The sequence below is a fragment of the Conexibacter arvalis genome (assembly GCF_014199525.1).
Lineage (GTDB): Bacteria > Actinomycetota > Thermoleophilia > Solirubrobacterales > Solirubrobacteraceae > Conexibacter > Conexibacter arvalis.
The window spans coordinates 65,944-83,000 of record NZ_JACHNU010000003.1; the positions used below are offsets into that span (position 1 = coordinate 65,944).

Consider the following 17,057-nt stretch of genomic DNA (forward strand, 5'->3'; position numbering starts at 1 on the left):
TCCCGCCCGGCGCCGTCGGCAGCCGGCGGCGCGGCGTCGCCGTGGCCGTGCCGCGCTGGCGCGATGCCGGGCGGTGCCGCGCGTGGGCGCCATCGGGTATGACCGAGACGTGCCCGACGCGCCGCCGCAGAACGTGACCGTCCCCTCTCCGGAGGCGCTGGCGGCGCGCGCCGTCGACGTGGCGCTGCGCGACGGCGCGCCGATCCAGGTGCGGCCGGTCACCGCCGAGGACCTGCCGGCGCTGCGGACCTTCCTCGAGTCGCTCTCGGCCGACTCGCGGCGCCTGCGCTTCTTCACCCCCGCCGCCGACCTCGCCGCCGCCGCGCGCTGGGCCGCCGAGGTCGACCGCCACGAGCGCGACGGGCTGCTCGCCGCGACCGGCTCCGGCGAGATCGTCGGCCATGCCGCCTGGGCGCGGTTCGGCCCCGACCGCGCGGAGGTCGCCTTCGAGGTCGCCGAGACGATGCGCGGCAGGGGCCTGGCGACGATCCTGCTCGCCCACCTCGCCTTCGGCGCGCGTGCGCAGGGGATCACGACCTTCGTCGCGGAGGTGCTGCCGGAGAACCACAAGATGCTCGGCGTCTTCCGCGAGAGCGGGCTGCCGCTGCAGGTCTCCTCCGAGCCGGGCCTGCTGACGGTCGAGATGCCGACCGCCTTCACCGACGAGGCGCGCGAGCGCTTCCGCCAGCGCGAGCGGCTCGCCGCCGTCGCCGCGATGGACGCGGTGCTGCGCCCGCGCTCGATCGCCGTCGTCGGCGCGTCGCCCGATCCGGCGACGATCGGCGGCGCGCTGTTCGCCAGCCTCGTCGCCGCCGGCTTCACCGGCGCCCTGCACGCCGTCAACCGCCGCGGCCGCGCGATCGGCACCCATCACTGCCACCGCTCGCTCGACACCGTCCCCGGCGAGATCGACCTGGCCGTGCTCGCGATCCCGGCCGCCGACGTGCTGCAGGTCGCGCGCACCTGCGGCGAGCGCGGGGTCCGCGCGCTCGTCGTCGTCGCCGCCGGCTTCGCCGAGCGCGGCCCGGAGGGCGCCGCGCGCCAGCGCGAGCTGCTCGCGATCTGCCGCGGCGCCGGCATGCGGCTCGTCGGGCCCAACTGCCTCGGCGTCCTCAACACCGACGCCGAGGTGCGGCTCGACGCGACCTTCGCGCAGACCGACCCGCCGCCCGGCGGCATCGGCCTGCTGTCGCAGAGCGGCGGCGTCGGGATCGCCCTGCTGGAGCAGGCGCGCACGCTCGGCGTCGGCATCTCCGCGTTCGCGTCGGTCGGCAACAAGGCAGACCTCTCCGGCAACGACTTCGTCGAGTGGGCCGAGCAGGACGGGCGCACCCGCGCGATCCTCCTCTACCTCGAATCGTTCGGAAACCCGCGCAAGTTCGCGCGGATCGCGCGGCGGGTCGGCGAGCGCAAGCCGATCGTCGCCGTCAAGGCCGGGCGGACCGCGGCCGGCGCGCGCGCCGCGACCTCCCACACGGGCGCGCTGCTGGCCGGCTCGGAGCTGGCCGTCGCGGCGCTCTTCCGCCAGGCCGGCGTGCTGCGGGTCGACACGCTCGGCGAGCTGTTCGACCTCGCCGCGCTGCTGGAGCGCCAACCGCTCCCCGACGGCCGGCGCGTCGCGATCGTCACCAACGCCGGCGGCCCCGGCACGCTCGCCGCCGACGCCTGCCAGTCGGCCGGCCTCGAGCTGCCGCGCTTCGACGGCGAGCTGCGGGCGACGCTGGCGGAGGTCGTGCCGACGAGCGCCGGGCTCGGCAACCCGGTCGACCTGCTTGTCGACGCGACGCCCGAGACCTTCGCCGGGGCGGTCGAGGCGATCGGCCGCTCCGGCGCCGTCGACGCGCTGATCGCCGTCTTCGTGCCGCGCCCGTTCGCACGCGCCAGCGACGTCGCGACGGCGCTGCGCGGCGCCGCCGCGGCGCTCGACGGGAAGATCCCGCTGCTGCCCGTCTTCATGACCGGCGAGCTGTCGGAGCTCGCGCTCGAGCAGAGCGAGCAGATCGTCGGCAACGGCCAGGCGGCGCTGCCGCTGTTCCGCTATCCGGAGGAGGCGGCGCGGGCGCTGGCGCGGGCCGCCGACCACTCGGCCTGGCGGCGGCTGCCACGCGGCCGCCTCCCCGAGCTGCCCGGGATCCGCGCCGACGAGGCGGCCGCGATCGTCGCCGAGGCGCTGGCGAGCCAGCCCGGGGGCGGCTGGCTCGACGCGCTGCGGACCCACCGCCTGCTCGCCTGCCACGGGCTGCCGCTGCCGGCCCAGCAGGTCGTCCGCAGCCCGACCGCGGCGGCGCGCGCCGTCACCGCGCTGGGCGGCCCGGTCGCGGTGAAGGCGCTGCTGCCGGGCGTCGTCCACACCTCCGACCTCGGCGGGGTCCAGCTCGACCTGGCGGGACCGACCGCGGTCCGCCGCGCCGCGCGCGCGATGCGCGAGCGGCTGGAGCGCGACGGCCACCGGCTCGACGGCTTCCTGGTGCAGCGGATGGCGCCCGCCGGGATCGAGCTGCTCGTCGGCTCGACGACCGACCCGCTGTTCGGCCCGGTCGTCGCCTGCGGCCTCGGCGGCCGGGCGGTCGAGCTGCTGAGAGACGTCGCGGTGCGGCTGGCGCCGGTGACCGACCGCGGCGCGCGCAACATGGTGCGCGAGCTGGCGACCTTCCCGCTGCTGGAGGGTTACCGCGGCGCGCCGGTCGTCGACGTCGCCGCGTTGGAGGAGGTCGTGATGCGCGTCGGGGTGCTCGCCGACGCGCACCCCGAGATCGTCGAGCTCGATCTCAACCCCGTCGTCGTCCACCCCGGCGGCGCCGTCGTCGTCGACGCGCGCGTCCGGGTCGCGCCGGCGGCCGAGCCGGCGCCGACGCCGGCGCTGCGGCGGTAGGCGGCAGCGGTCGGCCGCTACCGCCGCGTCCCGAGCCGCCGCGCCAGCGCCGCCGGCAGCGGCGGGCGCCGCGCCAGGCCGACGCGGTCGTCGAGCAGCGCCGCTCTCGCCGCCGCGTCGCCCGGGACGCCGTGGACCGCGCCGCCCGGGAAGGTGGAGGCGCTGCCGAGGTAGAGCCCGCGCAGCGGCGTGCGGTACGGGCTGAGCGACGGCACCGGGCGGAAGACGAGCTGGTCGAGCGCGTAGCTGCCGCCGCCGACGTCGCCGCCGATCAGGTTCTCGTCGCGCGCCTCCAGGTCGCTCGGCTCCAGCACGTTGCGGGCGAGGATCCGATCGCGGAAGCCGGGCGCGAATCGCTCGACCTGCGCCTCGACCGCGGCGGAGGCCGCATCGACGTCGATCCCCTCCGGGACGTGCGTGTACGCCCAGGCGGTGTGCTTGCCGGCCGGCGCGCGGGTGGGGTCGGCGATCGACTGCTGGCCGAACAGCAGGAACGGCCGCTCCGGCATCCGCCCGGCCTCGACCTCGAGCAGCGAGGCGCGGATCTCCTCCGCCTCCCCGCCGACGTGGACGGTGCCGGCGCGGCGGGCCGCCTCGGCCTCCCACGGCACGACCCCGTCGAGCGCCCAGTCGAGCTTCAGCGTGCGCGGTCCGGGGCGGAAGCGGACGAGCTTGCGCACGTAGGCGTCGGGCAGCGCCGCGCCGGCGAGCGCGACGAGCGCCTGCGGCGAGGTGTCGAGGATGGCCAGCGGCGCCTCGACGCGCGTCCCGTCGGCCAGCTCGACGCCGCGCACGCGCCCGCCGGCCGCGTCGATCCGCGTGACGCGCGCCTCGGTGCGGGTCTCGCCGCCGAGCGCGCGCAGATGGCCGACGAGCGCTTCGGCGAGGCGACCGGCGCCGCCCTCCGGGCTCGGCCAGCCGACGGCGTGGCCGAGCAGGTTGAGGTACAGCCCCGAGATCGCGCTGCCGGCGCCCGCGACCGGCGCGTCGCCGTGGAGCGCCGCGCCGAACAGCCACGCCTTCGAGCCGCTGCTGCGGAACAGCTCGCGGCCGAGCGCGTCGGCGGAGCTGAGCAGCAGCCGCGTGAACTCGAGCGTCCCGTCGAGGCCGAGCCCGGCGAGCAGCTTCGCCCCGCCGGCGAGCGGCGGGAAGCCGCCGAGCATCGTGTCGCGCAGCGCGCCGAACCGCCGCAGGTACGGCGCGACCAGCTCGCGCCAGCGCTCGCCGTCGCCGGGCGCGAGCGCGTCGAGGCTCGCCGCGGTCGCGCCGACGTCGCGGGCGAGCACCGCCGCGCGTCCGTCGGCGAGCGGGTGGACCATCGCCAGCTCGGGATCGACCCAGCGCAGCCCGTGGTCGTGGAGCGGCATCCGCGCGAAGACCGGCGAGGCGGCGCCCGCGGGATAGACCGAGGAGAAGGTGTCGTGGTGGAAGCCCGGCAGCGTCAGCTCCTCGGTCGCGACCGCGCCGCCGAGCCGCGGCTGGGCCTCCAGCACGAGCACCGAGCGGCCGGCGCGGGCGAGCGCGATCGCCGCGGAGAGGCCGTTCGGCCCGCTCCCGACGACGACCGCGTCGTGGCGAGCGGCGCTCACCGGTCGTCCTTCGGCGGCGCGTCGGCCGCGTCGGCGGGAGGCGCCGCGTCAGCGGAAGGCGCCGCGTCAGCGGAAGGCGCGGCGTCGGCGGAAGGCGCGGCGTCGGCGGGAGGCGCGGCGCCGGCCGGCAGCGCGGCCTGGGCGGTCCGGATCGCGAGCTGGTGGAGCATGCTCTCCTGCGGCTCGCCCTCGCCCCAGAAGGCGGCCTGCGCATCCGCGCCGGCGCGGCGGTATGCCTGCTCCAGGTGCCACGGCATGTCGTCCCACGTGCCGGCGGCGCGCAGGAACGCCCTGCCGCCGAGCTCGTACAGCAGCAAGCGGTTGTTGCCGCAGCCCATGAAGTGGCCCGCGTGGGTCGTGAGGTCGAAGGCGACGAGCGGCGTCGCGCCGTCGGGGACCGGCTGGGGCTCGTCGCGCCCGACGCGCGCCATCCCGTCGTTGAGCTCCGAGACGTAGGCCGCCAGCGGCTCGGGCTCCGCGTGCGTCAGCAGCCGCGTGATCGTCACGTAGCCGCGCGTGAAGACCGGTGCCTTCTCGGCCAGCTGCGCGGCGACCTCGATCTCGAACGTCTGCCCGGCCAGCCCGCCGCGCCGCAGCGGCGTGAAGCGCCCGATCGCGGTCGCGAAGTCGGGCCACGTCTCCGGCTGCGTCAGCGCCGCGACGATCGCGTCGGCGGAGGGCACCTCGACCGGCGCGTAGGTGTGCCAGACCTGCTCGGCGAGCGGCCTCGCGGCGGGCGTGAGCGGCCCGAGCTTCGCGAGCCGCAGCCGCCGCTCCGGGTCGTAGGCGGCCTTGTCGGCCTCGGTCTCGAAGGCGATCCCCCAGCCGCGGCGGGCGTCGTCGCCATACGCCGCCGGGAACCAGTCGCCGAGGAGGCGCGCCGCGCCGGCGAGCAGCTGCTCGCGGTCGAGCGTGCCGCGGTCGCCGTCGGCGCCGTGGAGCCGGCGGCGGCCGAAGGCGCGGTGGAAGGCGAGCACGTCGGGTGCGTGCAGGCGGCGGCCGTCGTGGCCGTGCCACCAGGTCGTCACGATCGCGAACGCGAGCCGCAGGTCGTCGACGTCGCGCAGCCGCGGATCGCGGGCGTAGTAGGCGGCGTTGAGGAAGTCGGTCACCCAGCCGCTCGCGTCGGGGGCGGCGATCGAGCTGCCGCTCATGCGCGCGAAGCGGCCCTGCTCGGAGTGGACGAGCCGGCGCGCCAGCAGCCCGGCGCCGATCGTGCCCGCGGCGGCCGCGGCGACCGCCGCTCCGCGTCTCGTCGTCGTGCTCGCCATGGTGACCTCCGGTGGTGCGGGTGTTGGAGCTGTCGCGGACGGTAGTACCCCCGACGCGCCCGATGATGTGCGCCAGGACACACCTCCGAGCGGTTCCGTAGTCCCTACGGAGACCGCACGCGGGCCTCCACGCCTGCACGGAGCGGACGCGGACGGCTATGGTCGCGTCGTGAGCGAATCCGCCGACAGCCGGGCTGCCGTCGAGGCCCCGATCCGCGTCGTGATCGCCGACGACCACCAGGTGGTCCGCACCGGCCTGCGGATGGTGCTCGACGCCGAGGCCGGCCTGGAGGTCGTCGCCGAGGCCGGCGACGTCCCCTCGGCGTTGCGCGCCGTCCGCTCCCACCGGCCGCACGTGCTCGTGCTCGATCTCAACATGCCGGGAGAGCCGAGCCTGCAGGCGATCCCGCGCTTCGTCGCCGAGCTGCCGGAGACGGCGATCGTCGTGCTGACGATGCAGCAGGACCCGGCCTTCGCACGCGAGGCGCTGCGCTCCGGCGCGCGCGGCTACGTGCTGAAGGAGGCGGCCGACGACGAGCTGGTGCAGGCGGTCCGCCTCGCCCACGCCGGCCGCACCTACCTCAACCCGGAGCTGGGCGCGCGGATGGCCGCGGAGCCGCCGCCGAGCGGCCCGCCCGACGACCTCACCGAGCGGGAGCTGCAGGTGCTGAGGCTGATCGCGCTCGGCCACACCAACAGCGAGATCGCGCAGCAGCTCTACCTCAGCGTCCGCACGGTCGAGTCGCATCGCGCGCACATCCAGCAGAAGGTCCGCCGCTCCTCGCGTGCGGAGCTGGTCCGCTACGCGCTCGACCACCGGCTGATCGACGCCGGCGGGCCGCCGCCGTCGGGCGCCGCCGCCTGAAGAGGGGCCGGGTGCTGACGCGGTCGGGCGCTCGGCGCAATACCTAACGCTGAGTATTCAGCGACCAGAACGTTCCGTGCATGGGTGGAACCGAACGGCGCGAGCCGTGACGATGCGGCCCAATGCCGAATGGTCAACGACTCTGTACCGATCATGCGATCGAACGCGAGCTGGGCGGCGCCGGGGCGATGGGCGCCATGCTGCGCAACCTCCGCAGCCGCGCCGGCATCACGCAGCGTGACCTCGCCGCGCGCGAGGGACTGCACCGCAACTACCTCGGCGCGCTCGAGCGCGGGACCGTCGCCAACCCCGGGCTCGCGACCGTCAGCAGGCTCGCGCGGGCGCTCGACGTCAGCGTCGCCGTCCTCGCCGAGAGCTTCGTCCGCCCGCTGCCGCAGGGTCGGCCGGGCTCGATGCTCCCCCGGCCGCTCCCGCTCACGCTCGCCGAGCGGACCCCGGCCGACGCGATCCCCGGAGCGCCCGCGCTGGGCCGCGCGCTGCGGCTGCTGCGGCGGCGCAGGGAGCTGACGCGCGCGGCGCTCGCCGACGCGACCGGGATGCACAAGAACTACATCGGGAGCCTCGAGGACGGCCAGATCGCCAGCCCCGGCCTGCTGACGATCACCCGGCTCGTCCACGGGCTGCAGGGCCCCGGCCCCCACGAGCTCGGTTCGCTCGCCGCGAGCGTCGGGGTGCTCGCCTGCGTCTTCGCCGGCGAGCCGGTCCAGGTCAGGGCAGCGGCGTAGGCGCGCCGCCGTCGGCCGGCGCGTAGCCGCCGGAGCGCGGGCCGTCGGCGCGCAGGATCGCGTGGACGGTCGTGCCCGCCCCGGGCGCGCTGCGAACCTCCAGCGATCCGCCGGCCAGCACGACGCGCTCCTGCATCCCGATCAGCCCGAAGCCGCCGCGCGGCGCCTCCGGGTCGAAGCCGCGCCCGTCGTCGCGGACGGTCAGCTCGACGCGGCCGTCGCGCGCGCGGACGGCGACCTCGACGCGTTCGGCGTGCGCATGCTTGACGACGTTCGTGAGCGCCTCCTGCACGAGCCGGTAGAGCGCGGTCTCCAGCGCCGGGGAGAGGCGGCCGGCCTCGCCCGCGGCGCCCTCGAGCGCGACGTCGGTCTCGACGACGACCCCCTCGACGGCGGCGACGCGGTCGGCGAGGCTCTCCAGCGCCGGCTGCAGCCCCAGCTCGTCGAGCGCCGCCGGACGCAGCTCGGTGATGAGCGTGCGCAGCTTCTCGATCTCGGTGCCGATCTCGCCGACGGCCGCGCGGATCGCACGCTCCACCTGCTCGGGCTCGCTGCGCCGCAGCGCCGAGGAGAGCAGCATCTGCAGCCCGCCGAGGCCCTGCAGCGTCTCGTCGTGCAGCTCGCGCGCCCAGCGCCGGCGCTCCTGCTCGGCCGCGGCGAGCGTGTCGCGCAGCCGCTGCTGCTCGAAGCGGCCGGCGTTGTCGATCGCGACCGCCGCCCAGTCGGCGAGGATCACCGCCGCCTCCTCGTCGGCGGCGTCGAAGTCGCCGTCGCGCTTGTCGGTCAGGTAGAGGTTGCCCCACGCTCTCCCGCGGACGACGATCGGGACGCCGAGGAAGCTCCGCATCGGCGGATGGTGCGGCGGGAAGCCGTACGAGCGCGGATGCTCGCGCAGGTCGTGGAGGCGCAGCGGTCTCGGGTCTCTGATCAGCAGGCCAAGGATGCCGTGGCCGCGCGGCAGGTCGCCGATCCGCGCGCGCGTCTCCACGTCGATGCCGCGCGCGAGGAACCGCTCCAGCTCGGCCCGCACGTCGTCGAGGACGCCGATCGCGGCGTAGCGGGCGCCGGTGACCTCGCGCGCGACGTCGGCGATCTGCGTCAGCAGCGCCTCCAGGTCGAGCTGCTGGACGAGCGCGCGGCCGACCTCGATCAGCCGCCTGAGCCGGTCCTCGTCAAGGCCTTCGGTCGCCATCGGCTGCTGATTGAAGCAGTCGCCGGGGTGGTCCCGCGCCCGGCCCGCCGCCGCGTCAGCGCGCGACCGCGCTCGATCGCCGGCCGCTCGACCCACCGCCAGCTGGCCGCGGCGACCGGGACGGTCAGCAGCAGCGCGACCAGCGTGCCCGGCACGGTCTGGAGCGGCAGCACTCCGAGGTGGCGGGCGTACAGCAGCAGCGGCACGTGCCACAGGTAGACGCCGTAGGAGATCGTCCCGAAGGCGACGAGCGGCCGCCAGCGCAGCGCCGCGGTCCCCGTGCCGTCGCCTCCGGCCGCTGCGACGACGATCAGCGCGAAGCCGGCGGCGCCGGGCAGGTCGCGCCAGATCCGGTACGAGTAGGAGCCCGACTCCGAGGCGGCGCCGTGCGCCTGCCAGACGGCGTCGGCGACGACGAGCAGGCAGCCGCCGAGCAGCAGCGGCCAGACGACGCGCGGGCCGAAGCGGGGGCGGCCGTCGAGCGCGACCGCCGCCAGCATGCCGAGCGCGAAGTACGGCAGCATCGCCGGCAGCACCTTGCCGGCGACGATCGAGCCGCCGCCGGCGATCGCGTGGTTGTAGACGACGCCGACGGCGAGCAGCGCGAGCGGGACGAGCGCCTGGGCCGCGCGCCGGCGCGGCAGCCGCAGGGAGACGAGCAGGGCGAGGAGCGGCAGCAGCAGGTAGAAGCTGACCTCGACCGCGAGCGTCCACATCGGCGGGTCGAGCTTCATCACCGAGCCGGGGTTGAAGTTCTGCGCGAAGACGAGGAAGAGCGGCAGCAGATCCGCGTCGGGCAGCCGCACCCCCGGCGTTCCCGCGGCACCCCACAGAAGCGCGATCGAGCCGGCCAATGCGAGGTAGTACCCGGGCAGGACGCGCGCGCCGCGATGGACGAGGTACGCGGCCGTCCCGGGGCGGTCGCGCCGTCCGCGGCCGGCGGCGACCCACGGGCGCCACAGCAGGAAGCCGCTGAGGACGAAGAAGAGCACGAGGCCGAGCCGCCCTTCGTGGAGCGCGTAGTCGACGACCGACGCGCGCGAGCCCGCCGAGACGTCGACGCGCGTGTAGAGCCAGCCGTGGAAGACCAGCACCGTGAGCGCGGCGAGACCGCGAAGACCGTCGATCGCATCGCTGCGACTGGGTGATGTGGGGCTCTTGTGCGTCATGGGCTCCGTCGCGTCGCACCTCAGCAGCGCCTCCTCAAGCGACGAGGGCGGCGTCGCGGAGCGGAACCGACGCGGAAGGCTAGCGACCGCGGATGAGATCGGGGTGAGTGCGTGTGGGGGCGGGGCGGGGCGGCGCGGGCGGACGGGCGGGCGTGGCGGCTACGCGGCGCGCGCCGGCGGCGCGAGCTCGGCGAGTCTGCCGCCGCGCAGCTCGACGACGCGGTCGGCGCGGGCGACCAGCGCGGGGTCGTGCGTGACGATCAGCACGCCGCGATCGCCGGCGGCGGCGTCGAGGTCGCGCATGACGTCGCGGGCGGTCGCGGGGTCGAGGTGCGAGGTCGGCTCGTCGAGCACGAGGAAGCGCGCGTCGGAGAGCGCCGCGCGCGCCAGCACGAGCCGCTGCCGCTCGCCGCCCGACAGCTGGGCTCCGTCCTCGCCGACGATCGTGTCGAGACCGGCCGGCTGGGCGGCGATCCAGCGGCCGAGGCCGGCGACGCGCAGGGCCGCGCGCAGTTCGTCGTCGCTCGCGCCGCGGCGCGCGAGCAGGACGTTCTCGCGCACCGTCGTCGTGAAGACGCGCGCGTCCTGCGCGACGACCAGCACCGCGGCGCGCGCGTCCGCCTGCGCCGCCTCGCGCAGGTCGACGCCGCCGAGCAGGACACGGCCGCCGTCGGGGTCGATCAGGCGCCCGGCCAGCCGCGCCAGCGTCGTCTTGCCGGTCCCGCTCGGCCCGACGAGCACGACCCGCTCCCCGGGCGCGATCGCGAGCGAGACGCCGTCGAGGATGCACGGCCGCCCGGGACCACAGCCGCCGGTGCAGTTGGCACAGTCGTGTTCCGCATGCGACAGATCTGTCGCACGCGGAACGGAACCGTCCGCGGCGGACGGCGATGTCGCCGACGGGACCGGATCGTCCCCCTCGGAGACGACGGCGACGCGCGAAGCCGCAGGTGCTTTTCCGTCCGGGAGAAAGACGGTCACGCGCTCGAAGACCAGCGCGCCGTCGGACGGCAGCGGGCGTGGGTGGGGCGGATCCTGCACGCGCGGCTCGCGGGCGATCAGCTCCTCGAGACGCGCCGCGGCGGCGGCGCATGCCCGCAGATGGCGAGCGGCGCCGCCGAGCGGCTCGACGGCCTCGAAGGCGGCGAGCGCGAGCAGCGCCAGCGCGGCGAGCAGGTCGCCGTCGAGACGGCCGTCGTCGACCGCCGGCGCAGCGACGGCGAGGACGGCGACGGCGCCGCAGCCGGCGAGCAGCGTCCCGAGGCCGACCGCCAACGCTCCGGCACGCGCGTCGGCGCGGGCGACGGCGGAGAGCTCCGCGTCTGCGGCGCGCAGACGCGCACGTCGCTCGTCGGCCCGTCCCGCGACGGCCAGTTCCGGCGCGCCCTCGGCCGTCTCGACCAGCAGCGCCGTCAGCGCGTCGCGTGCGGGACCCTGGCGACGGGCGGCGCGGGCCGCGGCGCGCGCGGTCAGCAGCGGGACGAGCGTCGCCGCCAGCAGCAGCGCCGCGGCGAGCGCGACGCCGGCCGCCGGCAGCACGACGGCCGCGGCGATCGAGCAGCCGGCGATCGCGACCGCCGCGACGACCGGCGGCGCGAGCGCGCGCAGATAGAGATGCTGGAGCTGGTCGACGTCGGCGACGAAGCGGCTCAGCAGGTCGCCGGCGCGCAGACCGCCGACGTCGCCCGGGACCAGCGGAGCGAGCCGGCGGAAGCAGCGCACGCGCAGCTCGGCGAGGAGACGGAACGCGAGGTCGTGGGAGACGACGCGCTCGTAGTAGCGCAGGACCGCCCGTGTCATCCCGAAGAACCGCACCGCGACGATCACGACCAGCAGGCTCAGCACCGCCGGCTGCAGCGCCGCGCGGCTGATGAGGCTCCCGGAGGTCGCCAGCAGCGCCGCGGCGCACAGCGCCGCGCCGGCGCCGAGCGCGATCGTCGACGCGAGTCGCCCCCGCCGCGTCCGCACCGCGCCCGCCAGCCGCCCCAGCGCCCGGAGCTCGCCATACCACGCCCCGCGACCCCTCGCGCGACCGTCGCCGGACCGCGAGTCGCCGGAACCCGGCAGTCCGTCGGCCGCATGCTGGGCGGCCGGCGCCGGCGCCGTGACGGGCGAACCGCCGGCCGGGCGGGCCGCGTTGGCGTGGGCGTCGGACGCCGAAGCCCCTTCACGCGTAGCGCCAGCCGAGCGCGCGGCAGCGGCAGCCGGCGCCGCCGCCGTCACGAGCGGAACGCCGGCCGGGCCGGCGGCGTCCGCGTGGGCGGCCTGCGCAGGCGCCTCCCGCGGGCCTGCGTGGCGCGGGCTGGCGGTGGGGTGGCGGGCGCTGAGCGTGGACACCGTCGGCGCGAGGTCCGGGGCGTCGGCGGCGACGCGGCCGGCGGCGAGGTGGACGATGCGGTCGGCGCGGGCGGCGAGGGCGGGCCGGTGGGCGATCAGCAGGGTCGTGCGGCCGCGTGCGAGCCGCTCGATGGCGGCCTCCACGGATGCGGCGGTCTCGGCATCGAGGTGCGCCGTCGGCTCGTCGAGCACGAGCAGCGGGGCATCGCGCAGGAAGGCGCGGGCGAGCGCGATCCGCTGCGCTTCGCCGGCCGAAAGCGGCCGCCCGCCGTCGCCCACCCGCGTCTCGATCCCTGCCGGGAGCGCCGCGGTGAAGCGCCCGGCACCCGCGGCGGCGAGTGCCGCGCGGACCTGGCGATCACTCGCATCCGGGTCGGCGAGCCGGACGTTGTCGGCGACCGTGCCGGTGAAGATCCGGGTCCGCTGCGGCACCCATGCGACCCGGCTGCGCCACGCCTCCGGGGCGATCGCACGCAGATCGACGCCGCCGCACGTGACGCGACCGGCGGTCGGGTCGAGCAGCCGCAGCGCGAGCGCGGCGACCGTCGACTTCCCTGCCCCGCTCTCCCCCACCAGCGCCGTGCAGCGGCCGGCCTCCAGCGTCAGTTCGAGCCCGTCGAGCACCGGCTCGGCCGCCGGGCGATCCGGCGCGGCTCCGGCGGCCGTCGTCGCATCATCGCGTCGCGGATGCGCGAAGCGAACGGCCTCGAAGCGGAGCCCGTGCGCGCCCGGGTCGGGCGCCGCTACCGCCTCGGCTCGCCCACCAGCGCTGGCGCGTCGGCGCTCGTTGGCGGTTTGTACAGGAATAGCCTGCACAAACCGCCAGCGATCCGCGCGGGCCGGAGCGGCCGGGACGAGCGCCGCGGCCGGGGCCGGCGCCGGCGCGGCGGCGGGGCCGAGCGCGGCGGCGGGGCCGGGCGTGGCGTCGCGGCCGGGTGCGGCGGCGGGGCCGGGCGCGGCGGCGGGGCCGGCAGCGGCGGGGCCGGGCGCAGCGCCGGGGCAGAGCGCAGCGGCGGGGCCGGGCGCGACCGCCGGGGCGGCCGCTGCAGGCTGCGCAGCCGTGCCGGACATGGCGGTCACGCCGGGCGGTTCGTCGAGGACGGCGAAGATGCGGTCGGCGGCGGCGAGGCCGTCGGCGCCGGCGTGGAACTGGCGGCCGACCTCGCGCAGCGGGGCGTACAGCTCGGGCGCGAGCAGGAGGACGGCGAGGCCGATCTCGAGCGTCAGGGCGCCCTCGACCAGCTGGACGCCGACGGTCGCGGCGACGAGCGCGGTGCCGATCATCGCGACCAGCTCCAGCACGAGCGCGGACAGGAAGGCGACGCGCAGGGTCGCCATCGTCTCGACGCGGTAGCGCTCGCCGGCGGTCGCCAACGTCTGCTCCTGCGCGCGGTCGCGGCCGTGGGCGCGCAGCGTCTCCAGCCCGCGCACGACGTCGAGGAAGTGCGCGCCGAGCAGCGACAGGGCGCCGAAGCGGGCGCGGGTGGCGTCCTGCGCCGAGCGGCCGATCAGGACCATGAAGACGATCAGCAGCGGGACGCCGATCGCGAGCAGGATCGCGGCGACCCAGTCGTTGAGCGCGACCCAGCCGAGCACCGCGAGCGGCACGGTCGTCGCGAGCGCGAGCTGCGGCACGTAGCCGGCGAGGTACGCCTCCAGCGCGTCGACGCCCTGCACCGCGGTCGTCGCCAGCTCGCCGGTGCGCTCGGCCGGACGCAGCGGCCGACGCAGCAGCAGGTGCTCGGCGAGCCGCTCGCGCAGCTCCGACATCACCGCCGCCGCGCCACGCCGGCCGGCCAGCTCGAAGCCGGCCGCGACGAGCGCGCGGCCGGCGATCACCGCGACGAGCGCGATCAGCGTCGAGCGCACGTCGTCCAGCGACGCGCCGTGCAGGAAGACGCGCGCGATCGCGTCGGCGAGCAGCACCGCCTGCGCGACGACGAGCAGCGCCGCCGCCACCGCCAGCGCCGACGCCGCCGCCAGCTGCCGACGCGCGGCGCGGCTGGCGCGCAGCAGCCGCGGGTCGACCGGCGCCGCCATCGCTCAGCTCCCGGCCGGCGGCTCACCCGCGGAGGCGCCCGTCGCTCTGCCGCTCGTCGCAGCCGCGCCGTCGCCCACCGCGCCGGCCCCGCCCACCGCAGCCGCGCCGCTCGCCGCAGCCGCGCCGTCGCCCGCCACGCCGGACCGGCCCACCGCAGCCGCGCCGCTCGTCGCAGCCGCGCCGTCGCCGGGGCTGCCGTCGTGGGCAGCGGCCGTGACGCCGGCTCCGGCCACTCCGCCTGCCGCCGCCGGCCCGGCGAGGGCGGGGACGCCGCCGGGGGTGCCGCCGGTCACCTTCGCGACGAGGTCGACGGGGCTCTTGACCTGCTCAAAGTCGGCCTTGCCGAGGCGGGCGCGGAAGACCCAGTAGGTCCAGCCCTGGTAGGCGAGCACGACCGGCACGAGCAGGACCGCGACAACCGTCATCACCTTCAGCGTGTAGGGCGTCGAGGCGGCGGCGGCGAGCGTCAGGTCGTTCGCGGGCGAGCTCGTCGACGGGAGCGCGTTCGGCCACAGGTCGGCGAACAGGGCGCAGAAGGCGAACGCGATCGTCCCGGCCGAGACCGCGAAGGCCCAGCCGGAACGCGACTGTCGCAGAAGGAACGGAACTGTTGCGCCGAGCACGACGGCGGCCGCGGCCAGCAGCGCCGAGAACCACTCGACGCCGTCCTGCAGCGCCAGCGTCCATGCGAGGAAGGCGGCGACGACCAGCAGCGCGGGCGCGGCCAGCCGGGCGGCGACGCGGCCGGCCCGCTCCGCCACCTCGCCGCTCGTGCGCAGCGTCAGGAAGATCGCGCCGTGGAGCGTGAACAGCAGCAGCGACGCGGCACCGCCGGCCAGCGCGTACGGCGACAGCAGGTCGAAGAAGCTCCCCGTCATGTCGTGGTCGGCGTCGAGCGGGAGGCCGCGCACGATGTTGGCCCACGCGACGCCCCACAGCAGCGCCGGCACGGCGCTGCCGACGATCAGCGCCCACTCCCACGTCGCGCGCCAGCGCGGCGTGTCGTGCTTGCCCCAGAACTCGAACGCGACGCCGCGCGCTATCAGCGCGATCAGGATCACGAACAGCGCGAGGTAGGCGCCGGAGAAGAGCGAGGCGTACCAGCCGGGGAACGCGGCGAAGGTCGCGCCGCCGGCAACCAGCAGCCACACCTCGTTGCCGTCCCAGAAGGGGCCGATCGAGTGCATCAGCATCCGCCGCTCGGCGCGGTCGCGGCCGACGACGCGCAGCAGCGCGCCGACGCCGAAGTCGAAGCCTTCGAGCACGAAGTAGCCGATCCAGAGGAGGCAGATCAGCAGGAACCAGATCGTCTCGAGCGTGGTGGGGTCCATGGCGGTCGGGCTCCGGAGGTCAGTAGGTGAGCGACAGGTCGGGACGGGCGGTCTGCGGTCGCGGTGCGCCGTCGCCGGCCGCGCCCTCGCCGGGCCCGCCGCAGCCGCCGGCGCCCGCGCCGCCGGGACCGGAGGCGCCTGGACCGGCCCCCGCGCCCTCTCCCCCGCTCGGCGGCGGCGCGCCGTGGCGGATCTCCTTCAGCGCGATCCAGCCGCCGACGGCGGCCAGCACGCCGTAGATCAGCGTGTAGCCGACGAGCGTGATCCACAGCGACGCGGCGCCGACGTGCGGCGAGTTGGCGTCGTCGGTGCGCAGCAGGCCGTAGACGACCCATGGCTGACGCCCCATCTCGGTGAAGATCCAGCCGGTCAGGTTCGCGACGTGCGGCAGCACGATCGCGCCGACGGCCGTTCGCAGGAACCATCTGCTGTGCTCCAGCTTCCCGCGCCGGCCGAGCAGCAGCCCGAGCCCCGCGACGAGCAGCATCAGCGTCCCCGCCCCGACCATCAGGCGGAAGGTCCAGTAGGTGACGGCGATGATCGGCGTGTAGTCGCCGGGGCCGTGCTTGGCCTCCTCCTCGGCCTGGATCTCGTTGATCCCCTTCACCTCGCCGTCGAACGAGCCGGTCGCCAGCAGCGACAGCGCGTACGGGATCCGCAGGTTGACGTTCGTGTGGCCGGGGTTGTGCTCGAGGTCGCCGGTCGCGAACAGCGAGAAGGCGGCCGGCGCCTCGGTCTCGAACTGGGCCTCGGCGGCCGCCATCTTCATCGGCTGCTGCTCCTCCAGCAGCATCCCCTGGAAGTGCCCGGCGACCATCGTCAGCAGGACGGCGACGAGCGTGATCGGCAGGACGTTGCGAGCCGAGCGGCTCCAGACGGGGTCGACGGGCCCGTCGCCGCGCCGCGCCCGGAGCAGCTTCCAGGCGCTGACGCCGAGCACGAGCGCGCCGCCGGTCGTCAGCGCGCCGAGGATCGTGTGCGGGAAGGCCCACAGCAGCGTCGAGTTGGTCAGCACCGCCCAGATGGAGGTCATCTCCGCGCGGCCGGTCGCCTCGTTGATGACGTAGCCGACGGGGTGCTGCATCCACGAGTTGGCGGCGAGGATGAAGTAGGCCGACAGGAGCGTGCCGATCGACAGCAGCCAGATCGTCGCGAGGTGGACGCGCGGCTTCAGCCGCCCCCAGCCGAACAGCCACAGGCCGAGGAAGGTCGACTCGAGGAAGAAGGCGGCGAGCCCCTCCATCGCCAGCGGCGCGCCGAAGACGTCGCCGACGTAGCGCGAGTACTGCGACCAGTTCATGCCGAACTGGAACTCCTGCACGATGCCGGTCACGACGCCGATCGCGAGCGAGATCAGCATCAGCTTCCCCCAGAATCTCGTCATCCGCAGCCACGTCTCGTCGCCGCTGCGGTGCCACCGCGTCTGGCAGTACGCGACCCACGCGGTGAGGCCGATCGAGGTCGGCACGAAGATGAAGTGGAAGAGGGTCGTGATCCCGAACTGCAGTCGGGCGAGCTCGAGTTCGGTCATGGCGGCGACCCTATGTGCGGCGCTCGCGCGCGCCATCCGCGCGGAACCGCGCACGCTCTGGGGAGGACCGCAGTGGAGTTGCGGGGGACTACGGAGGCAGCGGGCGGCGCGGC

Annotated in this window: 10 protein-coding genes; 3 read left to right on the top strand and 7 right to left on the bottom strand. The window is 76.4% G+C overall.

What is annotated here, in order from left to right:
- Positions 1-109 precede the first annotated feature (109 nt).
- Positions 110-2,872 carry a GNAT family N-acetyltransferase gene (locus tag BDZ31_RS12670; protein WP_183342613.1) on the top strand — a complete coding sequence of 921 codons (2,763 nt, stop codon included), beginning with the start codon at positions 110-112 and terminating at the stop codon, positions 2,870-2,872.
- Positions 2,873-2,889: 17 nt separating this feature from the next.
- Here BDZ31_RS12670 and BDZ31_RS12675 read toward each other — a convergent pair whose 3' ends face one another.
- Together BDZ31_RS12675 and BDZ31_RS12680 are read right to left on the bottom strand one after the other, a co-directional pair.
- Positions 2,890-4,461, bottom strand: a complete 1,572-nt coding sequence (locus tag BDZ31_RS12675) for an FAD-dependent oxidoreductase (RefSeq protein ID WP_183342615.1) — start codon at positions 4,459-4,461, stop codon at positions 2,890-2,892.
- Positions 4,458-5,732 (bottom strand): hypothetical protein, encoded by a 1,275-nt coding sequence (locus BDZ31_RS12680; RefSeq protein WP_183342617.1) that lies wholly within the window; start codon positions 5,730-5,732, stop codon positions 4,458-4,460. Before BDZ31_RS12680 ends, BDZ31_RS12675 begins: the two co-directional genes overlap by 4 nt.
- A gap of 169 nt (positions 5,733-5,901) precedes the next feature.
- Between BDZ31_RS12680 and BDZ31_RS12685 the strand changes: the two genes are divergently transcribed.
- Positions 5,902-6,597 carry a response regulator gene (locus BDZ31_RS12685; RefSeq protein WP_183342619.1) on the top strand — a complete coding sequence of 232 codons (696 nt, stop codon included), beginning with the start codon at positions 5,902-5,904 and terminating at the stop codon, positions 6,595-6,597.
- A gap of 197 nt (positions 6,598-6,794) precedes the next feature.
- Positions 6,795-7,343: a helix-turn-helix domain-containing protein gene (locus BDZ31_RS12690; RefSeq protein ID WP_221243038.1), complete on the top strand. Its 549-nt coding sequence runs from the start codon at positions 6,795-6,797 to the stop codon at positions 7,341-7,343.
- On the opposite strand, the gene BDZ31_RS12695 is transcribed toward BDZ31_RS12690, so the two are convergent.
- The 5 genes from BDZ31_RS12695 to BDZ31_RS12715 all read right to left on the bottom strand — a co-directional run bounded on the left by BDZ31_RS12695 (position 7,327) and on the right by BDZ31_RS12715 (position 16,944).
- Positions 7,327-8,535 (bottom strand): GAF domain-containing sensor histidine kinase, encoded by a 1,209-nt coding sequence (locus BDZ31_RS12695; protein WP_183342623.1) that lies wholly within the window; start codon positions 8,533-8,535, stop codon positions 7,327-7,329. The two genes, BDZ31_RS12690 and BDZ31_RS12695, sit on opposite strands and share 17 nt — an antisense overlap.
- Positions 8,493-9,704 carry an acyltransferase family protein gene (locus BDZ31_RS12700; protein WP_183342625.1) on the bottom strand — a complete coding sequence of 404 codons (1,212 nt, stop codon included), beginning with the start codon at positions 9,702-9,704 and terminating at the stop codon, positions 8,493-8,495. The genes BDZ31_RS12695 and BDZ31_RS12700 overlap by 43 nt, the downstream gene beginning before the upstream one ends.
- A 159-nt stretch (positions 9,705-9,863) precedes the next feature.
- Complete coding sequence (locus tag BDZ31_RS12705; RefSeq protein ID WP_183342627.1) at positions 9,864-14,081, bottom strand: thiol reductant ABC exporter subunit CydD/CydC; 4,218 nt, start codon at positions 14,079-14,081, stop codon at positions 9,864-9,866.
- A gap of 3 nt (positions 14,082-14,084) precedes the next feature.
- Positions 14,085-15,413: a cytochrome d ubiquinol oxidase subunit II gene (gene cydB / locus BDZ31_RS12710; protein WP_221243039.1), complete on the bottom strand. Its 1,329-nt coding sequence runs from the start codon at positions 15,411-15,413 to the stop codon at positions 14,085-14,087.
- A 19-nt stretch (positions 15,414-15,432) separates the two neighbouring features.
- Positions 15,433-16,944: a cytochrome ubiquinol oxidase subunit I gene (locus BDZ31_RS12715; protein WP_183342629.1), complete on the bottom strand. Its 1,512-nt coding sequence runs from the start codon at positions 16,942-16,944 to the stop codon at positions 15,433-15,435.
- Positions 16,945-17,057 lie beyond the last annotated feature (113 nt).